At 60.4% G+C, this 8,156-nt stretch carries 8 protein-coding genes; 4 read left to right on the top strand and 4 right to left on the bottom strand.

Annotation, left to right across the window (positions count from 1 at the left end; genetic code table 11):
- The 3 genes from Q0K43_RS09080 to Q0K43_RS09070 form a co-directional block, all read right to left on the bottom strand.
- Positions 1 to 560: OB-fold nucleic acid binding domain-containing protein (locus Q0K43_RS09080; protein ID WP_297290230.1), on the bottom strand; the 560-nt coding region annotated here is incomplete at its 3' end.
- A gap of 12 nt (positions 561 to 572) precedes the next feature.
- A complete protein-coding gene (gene greA, locus Q0K43_RS09075) occupies positions 573 to 1,046 on the bottom strand; it encodes a transcription elongation factor GreA (RefSeq protein WP_297290229.1) in 474 nt (157 codons plus the stop codon).
- 131 nt (positions 1,047 to 1,177) lie between these two features.
- The gene (locus tag Q0K43_RS09070) at positions 1,178 to 1,903 is read right to left on the bottom strand and encodes a hypothetical protein (RefSeq protein WP_297290228.1); all 726 of its coding nucleotides are present in this window, start codon (positions 1,901 to 1,903) and stop codon (positions 1,178 to 1,180) included.
- A 138-nt stretch (positions 1,904 to 2,041) separates the two neighbouring features.
- Between Q0K43_RS09070 and Q0K43_RS09065 the strand changes: the two genes are divergently transcribed.
- Together Q0K43_RS09065 and Q0K43_RS09060 are read left to right on the top strand one after the other, a co-directional pair.
- Positions 2,042 to 3,724, top strand: coding sequence for a glutamine--tRNA ligase/YqeY domain fusion protein (locus Q0K43_RS09065; protein WP_297290227.1), 1,683 nt, complete (start codon positions 2,042 to 2,044; stop codon positions 3,722 to 3,724).
- A 60-nt stretch (positions 3,725 to 3,784) separates the two neighbouring features.
- Entirely contained in the window at positions 3,785 to 4,816 is a 1,032-nt protein-coding gene (locus Q0K43_RS09060) for a threonine aldolase family protein (protein ID WP_297290226.1), read from the top strand.
- Between the two features lie 35 nt (positions 4,817 to 4,851).
- Here the strand turns inward: Q0K43_RS09060 and Q0K43_RS09055 are convergent, their stop codons facing one another.
- Positions 4,852 to 6,225: an MATE family efflux transporter gene (locus tag Q0K43_RS09055; RefSeq protein ID WP_297290225.1), complete on the bottom strand. Its 1,374-nt coding sequence runs from the start codon at positions 6,223 to 6,225 to the stop codon at positions 4,852 to 4,854.
- Positions 6,226 to 6,444: 219 nt separating this feature from the next.
- Here Q0K43_RS09055 and Q0K43_RS09050 point away from each other — a divergent pair, with 219 nt between their 5' ends.
- Positions 6,445 to 6,687, top strand: a complete 243-nt coding sequence (locus tag Q0K43_RS09050; RefSeq protein WP_297290224.1) for a FeoA family protein — start codon at positions 6,445 to 6,447, stop codon at positions 6,685 to 6,687.
- Positions 6,678 to 8,156 (top strand): FeoB small GTPase domain-containing protein (locus Q0K43_RS09045; RefSeq protein WP_297290223.1); only part of this gene is annotated, 1,479 nt, incomplete at its 3' end. The genes Q0K43_RS09050 and Q0K43_RS09045, both read left to right, overlap by 10 nt.

Raw genomic sequence — 8,156 nt, 5'->3', positions numbered from 1 at the left:
TTGATGAAGGCGGTGCGGATCTGGAAGGTGCGGCGCACGTCCTCGTTCATGATCAGGTCCACATAGCGCTGACGGTAACGGGTCTCCTTGTCGGTCAGGCCGTGGAACTTCTCGGGCAGGGGCTGGAGGGACTTGGAGAGAAGGGTCACTTTATGGGCCTTCACAGAGATCTCGCCCCGCTTGGTCTTAAAGACCTCGCCTTCCACACCCACAATGTCGCCGATGTCAATCTTTTTGAACTTGGTAAAAGCCTCTTCGCCCAGCTCGTCAATGCGGACATACAGCTGGATGCGGCCCTTCACGTCCTGCAGATCGCAGAACATGGCCTTGCCCATGCCCCGCTTGGACATGATGCGGCCGGCAATGGAGGTCTCGGTACCCTCCAGGGCCTCGAAGTTCTCCTTGATATCGGCAGAGTGATGCTTCACCACATATTTGGTGATCTGGAAGGGGTCCTGGCCTGCCTCCTGCAGCTCCTTGAGCTTGGCGCGGCGGATCAGGCGCTGTTCGGACAGGGATTGCTCTTCAGGCTGATTGACGCTTCTCTCTTCAGTACTCATTGCTCTTGCTCCTTACTTTTGAATCTCCAGGATACGATACCTTAATATACCGGCGGGGGCCTCCACCTGGACCTCATCCCCGGCGGCCCGGCCCAGCAGGGCCTTTCCGAAGGGGGAGTCCTCCGAAATGCGGCCGTTCATGGGATCGGCCTCCTGAGAGCCTACCACCTGGTAGCTCTCCTCCTCCTCAAACTCCAGATCCAGCACCTTGACGGTGGAACCCAGCCGGACGGAGTTGGGATCGGTCTCATGTTCCTCAATCACAACATAGTTGGACAGGATGTTCTCCACCTCCGCAATGCGGGAATAGAGTTTGCCCTGTTCGTTTTTGGCCTCGTCGTACTCGCTGTTCTCAGACAGATCGCCGAAGGACCGGGCCTCCTTGATCTGATCGGCCACCTCTTTTTCACGAACGGTCTTCAGATAGGTGAGTTCCTGTTTCAGCTCCTCCAACCGCTCGGCGCTGAGTTTGAATTCTTTTGCCATGTCGATCGCGCACACCTTTCCTTGTTTGCTCTTCTTCTATACAGAACGGGACCGGAACGGATCCCCATAAGTTCAGAACAGAAACACTCCGCCACGTTAATATGATATTATATGTAGTTTACACCCTTCTGTCAAGTCAATTGTCTGGAATTCGGCGGCAGTATGCGAAGCTGTTTGACCGATACCCGTCCCTCCTCCCACAGCAGGGCCAGCAGCGGCAGCCGGTCCAGTCCTGAGGGCAGTCCTCCGGCCGCCAATACAGGCAAAAAGCCCGCCAGATCAGGCTCCGGCCCCCACAGCCGAAACACCGTCCGCGCCGGTGCGATCTCCGGCCCAAAACACAGCGCCACATTCGCTTCCGTTCCCCCGGCGGGCCGGACTGCCGCGCCAAACTCGGCCCGCAGCCAGTCGGCCAGTTCCTCGCCCTCGTCCCCGGCGTCCACCGACAGGTGACGCACCATGGGGCACAGAGTCTCCGCCGCCCGGAACATGGCGTGGTCCACCCACCGCCCCGACAGCAGCACCGCAGCTTGCTCCGGCGCGCAATCCTGCCGGACCAGGGCTGCCAGCGTCAAGGGGACGGCCAGAGCCTGGGAAAAAGCCTCCGGGTCCACCCCCCGCAGCCCCGCCTCGTTCAGTGCGTCCCAATATGGAAAGGCCGCCGCTGTCAGCACCCGGCGCACCCCTGCCTGAACCAGACTTCTGGCGCCCCGCTTCACCCTGCGCAGCCGCCGCTTCTCGCTCACACGCTCCGCCACAGGCACTGTCGCCCACAGACACCGCAGTCCCATCAGCCGCCGCTCCTCCAGGAGGGGCCTGCGGCCCCGCTCCTGTTTCACTTCCAACACCCCGATCATAGCTTGTTCACCTCAGAACATCCTATGCTTGCCGCTCCTTCTTATGACGTCCATCCAACGCCGGTGTTTCCGCTCTTGCTTTTTTTCCTGTTCCGGGGTAAAATATTGGTTCGTATTAAAGTAAAGGAGTGAAACCAAATGCCAGAAGAGCTGAACGCCACCATGACCCAGAACTTCATCCATGATTTCATCGACGAGGATATCGCCCAGGGTGGTCAGTTCCAAGGCATGACCGTCCACACCCGGTTCCCCCCGGAGCCCAACGGCTACCTGCACATCGGCCATGCCAAGGCGATTTTTGTTGACTTCGGCACCGCCGAGAAGTACGGCGGGCTTTGCAACCTCCGCATGGATGACACCAACCCCACCAAGGAGGACGTGGAGTATGTGGAGGCCATCCAGGAGGATATCCACTGGCTGGGCTACGATTGGGGCGACCGCTTCTACTTCGCCTCCGACTACTTTGAGAAAATGTACGAGTATGCCGTGGAGCTGATCAAAAAGGGCCTGGCCTATGTGTGCGAGCTGACCCCCGAGCAGTTTAAGGAATTCCGGGGCGATGTGAATACCCCCGCCCGCTCCCCCTGGCGGGACCGCCCTGTGGAGGAGTCTCTGGATCTGTTCGCCCGGATGCGCGCCGGCGAGTTTGAAAACGGCCGTATGACCCTGCGGGCCAAAATTGACCTGGCCAGCGGCAACTTCAATATGCGCGACCCCGTTATCTACCGGATCAACCACATGCACCACCACCGTCAGGGGGACAAGTGGTGCATCTACCCCATGTACGACTTCGCCCATCCTCTGGAGGACGCCCTGGAGGGGATCACCCACTCCCTGTGTTCCCTGGAGTTTGAGGATCATCGTCCTCTGTACGACTGGGTCATTGCCAACTGCCCTGTCCCCGCCAAGCCCCGGCAGATCGAGTTTGCCCGGCTGGGCATCAACTACACCGTCATGTCGAAGCGCAAGCTGCGCCAGCTGGTGGAGGAGAACCGGGTATCCGGCTGGGACGATCCCCGCATGCCCACTCTGTGCGGTCTGCGCCGTCGGGGCTACACCCCCCGGGCCATCCGCAACTTCTCCGAGCGCAACGGCGTGAGCAAGGCCGCCTCCACCGTGGAGTACGCCTTTTTGGAACACTGCCTGCGGGAGGATCTGAACCTGACGGCCCAGCGGGTCATGGCGGTACTGCGCCCCGTCAAGCTGACCATCACCAACTACCCCGAGGGCCAGAGCGAGACCTTCTCCGTGGAGAACAACCCCAACGACCCCGCCGCCGGCAGCCGGGAGATTACCTTCTCCCGCAACCTGTATGTGGAGGCCGAGGACTTCCTGGAGACACCGGTACCCAAGTACAAGCGGCTCTATCCCGACGGCCCCGAGTGCCGGCTGAAAGGCGCCTACCTCATCAAATGCACCGGCTGCGCCAAAGATGAAAACGGCAACATTACCGAGATCTTTGCCACTTACGATCCCGACAGCCGCGGCGGCGACCCCGCCGACGGCCGCAAGGTAAAGGGCGCCACCATCCACTGGGTGGACGCCGCCACCGCCGTGGACGCCGAGGTGCGGCTGTACGACAATCTGTTTACCGACGCCGATCCCGACGCCGGCGACAAGAATTTCCTGGACTGCCTCAACCCCAACTCTCTGGAGGTGCTGACCGGCGCCAAGGTGGAAGCTGGCCTTGCCAACGTGGAAGCCCCCGCATCCTTCCAGTTCCTGCGTCAGGGCTATTTCTGCGTGGACAACAAGGATTCCAAACCCGGCCATCTGGTCTTCAACCGCTCGGTGAGTCTAAAGGATTCCTTTAAGTTCTGATTGGGTAAAAACGGGTGGGCGGCCTCAGGCCGCCTGCCCTTTTAAATGGAGGGTATAAAGATGAAATTCTGGTTCCGCAACGACTACTCCTTCGGGGCCCATCCCAAGGTACTGGAGGCGGTGTGCGCCGCCAACCTGGAGGGCAACATCGGCTACGGCGACGACAAGTACACCGAAAAAGCCAAGGCCCGCATCCGTGAGGTGTGCGGCTGCCCCGACGCTATGGTGGAATTCGTCATCGGCGGCACGCAGGCCAACGTGCTGGCCTGCGCCTTCCTGCTCAAGCCCTGGGAGGCGGCTATCTGCCCCGACTCCGGCCACCTGAACGGCCATGAGGTGGGCGCTTTTGAGGCCACCGGCCACAAGATCCTTACCGTTCCCGCCTCTCCCGACGGCAAGATCGTCCCGGAGCAGCTGGTGCCCCTGCTGAAGCTCCATGAGGACGTGCATCTGACCAAGCCCGGCCTGGTCTACATCTCCAACTCCACCGAGAACGGCGCCGTCTATACCAAGGCGGAACTGACCGCTCTGTACAACTTCTGCCACGAAAACGGCCTGCTGCTCTTTGTGGACGGCGCCCGGCTGGGCTGCGCTCTGGCCTCCGACGCCAACGATCTGACCCTGCCTGAGTTTGCCCACCTGTGCGACGCCTTCTACATCGGCGGCACCAAGAACGGCTCCATGTACGGCGAGGCTCTGGTCATCACCCGCCCCGAGCTGACCGAAGGTTTCTTCCGCATGAAGAAGCGCATGCTGGCTGTTATGGAGAAGGGCTGGATCCAGGGCGCCCAGTTCCTGGCCCTTTTTGAGGACGACCTGTACTTCAAGATGGGTCGCCAGGCCAATGAGATGGCCGCTCGTCTCCAGAAGGGGCTGAAGGCCAAGGGCTGGAAGCTGTGGGTGGAGTCCCCCACCAATCAGGTGTTCGTCATTGCACCCAATGACAAAAAGCCGGTGCTGGATGAGGTGTGCCAGTATGAGGACTGGTGTCCCTACGACGAGACCCACACCGTGGTACGTTTCGTCTGCTGCTTTAACACCACCGAGGCCGATGTGGACGGCCTGCTGAACGCGCTGCCCGACCTGAAGTGAGCATAAAAAAATGCGCCGCATTTGCGGCGCATTTTTTATGCTTCTTTTTCATCTCCCAGCGGAAGGATCACGTTGCGGAAGGTATGGCGGAGGAAGAACAGGCACAGAGCAAGGGAGGCCACTTCCGCGATGGGAAACGCCCACCATACCGCCGTCACCCGTCCGGTGAGGGAGAGAAGATAGGCTGCCGGCAGCAGCACCACCAGTTGGCGGACGATGGACATGATCATGCTCAGCACGCCGTTGCCCAAAGCCTGGAAGGTGGAGGAGCAGACGATATTAAACCCTGCGAAGGCAAAACACAGACTGATGATCCGCAGGGCAGGCACGCCGATGTCCAGCATATCCTGGGACGCCTCAAACAATCCCAGAATGGGCGCGGCAAACAGTTGGATCACTGCCAGGCCTACCATCATGATCCCCACCGCCAGTGCGGCGCTGAACCACACCGCTTCGGTGAGTCGTTTGCGCTTTCGCGCGCCGAAATTGTAGGAGACGATGGGTACCATTCCGTTGTTCAGGCCGAATACGGGCATAAATACAAAGCTCTGCAGCTTGAAATAGACGTTGAACACAGCCACTGCGGTGGAGGTGGAGATGGCGCCCAGGATCAGATTCATTCCGAAGGTCATCACCGAACTGATGGAGTTGAGTACAATGGTGGGGATACCCACGCTGTAGATCCGGCCAACAATATGTCCCTGGGGCCGAAACCCTTTCAGCCTCGGCTGGATCTCATGATTGCGGGTAATGTTGAAGATCAGGGCCAGGACGGCAGCCACAATCTGGCCCAGCACGGTTGCTGCGGCGGCACCTGCCACACCCATCTCCGGGAAGGGACCCACGCCAAAAATGAGGACCGGATCCATGATAATGTTGATGATGGCGCCCACACCCTGGGTGATCATGGTATAAAAGGTGCGCCCGGTGGACTGGAGCAGCCGCTCAAACATGATCTCCAGGAACAGGCCGAAGGAGAAACCGGCGCAGATGCGCAGATAGGCCACGCCCTTGCCCACGATATCCGGGTCGCTGTTTTGGGCCAGGAAAAAGGGTTCCGCCAGCAGCACGCCCACAGCAGAGAAAATCAGGGTACTGATTACCGCAAGAAAAACGCCGTTCTCAGCCGTGCGGTTGGCCGTCTCATAGTCCTTTGCGCCCAGGCTGCGGGAAAGCAATGCGTTCACGCCCACGCCGGTACCCACGCTGACGGCGATCATCAGGTTCTGAAACGGGAATGCCAGTCCCACGGCTGCCAGCGCATTCTCGCTGACCTTGGCTACGAAGTAGCTGTCCACTACATTGTACAAAGCCTGTACCAGCATGGAAATCATCATAGGCAGGGACATGGACAGCACCAGGCGTTTGACCGGCATGACTCCCATTTTGTTTTCTTGCAGTTGTGACATGGAAAACCTCCTGACCGAAAAGAGAGCCGCAGCGACCCGCTGCGGCAAAAAGTGACCGATTGCTTTGTTATTCTAATGGATACCCCGTCATTAGTCAATACATATTCTGGGTAAGCCTGGATTTTTTCTCCCGCACCATCTGCCGTTACCTGCAATAGGATAGGGTGTGGCGGCCTGCACCGGCCCCACATTTTAACCGACAACGAGGAGCGTTTTGATATGAGTACCATTACCTTGGATGCCCTCCGGGTAGGTCAGTGGGGCCAGGTGGCCGAGGTGTCGGCAGAACCGGCTATGCGCCGGCGTCTGCTGGACTTGGGCCTGGTACCCGGAACTGCGGTCAGTTGTACTGCGGTCAGTCCCGCCGGCGACCCGGCGGCCTATCTGATCCGGGGGGCTGTCATTGCCCTGCGGCGTCGGGACGCCAGCGGCGTCAGACTGGCAGGCGCGCTATGGGACTGACACGCACAGCCACTGGCCTGGGCGCTGCCGCCACAGTTCCATTGTCGTTCACAGGCGGACAGGAACTGGTGGTATCTCTGGCCGGCAACCCAAACGTTGGAAAATCCACCCTCTTTAATGCCCTGACCGGCCTGCGTCAGCACACCGGTAATTGGCCCGGAAAAACGGTAACGGTAGCCCAGGGCCGCTGTCTCTGGCGGGGGCAAGCCTATAACCTGGTGGATCTGCCCGGTACCTATTCCCTGCTGGCCCACTCCGCCGAGGAGGAAGTGGCCCGGGATTTTCTCTGTTTCGGCGGCGCCCAGGGTGCGATGGTGGTATGCGACGCCACCTGCCTGGAGCGCAACCTGAATTTAGTCCTTCAGACATTGGAACTGGAACCCCGCACGGTTGTATGCGTCAATCTGCTGGACGAGGCCGCCCGCAAACACATTCAGCTTGATCTGAACGGGCTGGCCGATCACCTGGGCGTACCCGTGGTGGGAATCTCCGCCGGTCGAGAGGAGGGGCTGGACGACCTGCTGGCGGCCCTGGATCATCTTTTGTCCAGCCCGACGCCGCCCGCCCCCCGTTCGGTACGATACCCGCCGGCGGTGGAGTTTGCTGTTGCTTCTCTCCGCCCCCTGCTGGAAGAGCGTCTCCAGGGCCGCTTGAATGCCCACTGGACCGCCCTGCGCTTACTGGAGGGCGACGCCACGCTTCCTGCCAGTCTGCTCCGCCATTTGGATTGGGACCCCCGGGCCGACCATCCCCTCCAGCAGGCGCTGTGCAAAGCTCGGGAGCAGTTGTCCCGAAGCGGCGTGGACGATCTGGGCGGCGCGCTGGCTGCCAGCCTGGTCCAGGCCGCCCACGAGGCCGCAGAGGCTGCCCTTCCACAAGGAGGCGGAACCTCGGGCGGCGAACGGCTGGATCGGCTGCTCACCGCCCGAGCCACCGGCGTACCCACCATGCTGCTCCTGCTGGCGGCCGTGTTGTGGCTCACCATTGAAGGCGCCAACTACCCCTCCCAGCTGTTGTCCGCCGGCCTGTTCTGGATCCAGGACCGGCTGAGCGATCTGTTTGTCTGGTTTAACGCCCCTGCATGGCTCCACGGCGCTCTGGTACTGGGGGTATATCGGGTGCTTGCCTGGGTGGTCAGCGTCATGCTCCCTCCCATGGCCATCTTTTTTCCGCTTTTTACATTACTGGAGGATTTCGGCTATCTGCCCCGGGTGGCCTTCCTGCTGGATCATGCGTTCCAAAAGGCCAAAGCCTGTGGCAAGCAGGCTCTGACCATGTGTATGGTATCTATGATTTTGCTGAACACCTGTGGCTGCGCGGTGTACATGCCCCTGGCAGGCGCGCGCCCTCCATCACCCAGACATACCCATAAGCTGCCGGAGATCTGCTTCCGCAGTCGCCAGCACCTGCTCATCGGGCGCCGCGTCGTAAAATGCCTCCGCCTTCAACGCCCGGTCCTTTTCCATTGC

The sequence above is a fragment of the uncultured Flavonifractor sp. genome (assembly GCF_944383115.1).
Lineage (GTDB): Bacteria > Bacillota > Clostridia > Oscillospirales > Oscillospiraceae > Flavonifractor.
This window is presented reverse-complemented; position numbering and strand designations above follow the sequence as displayed.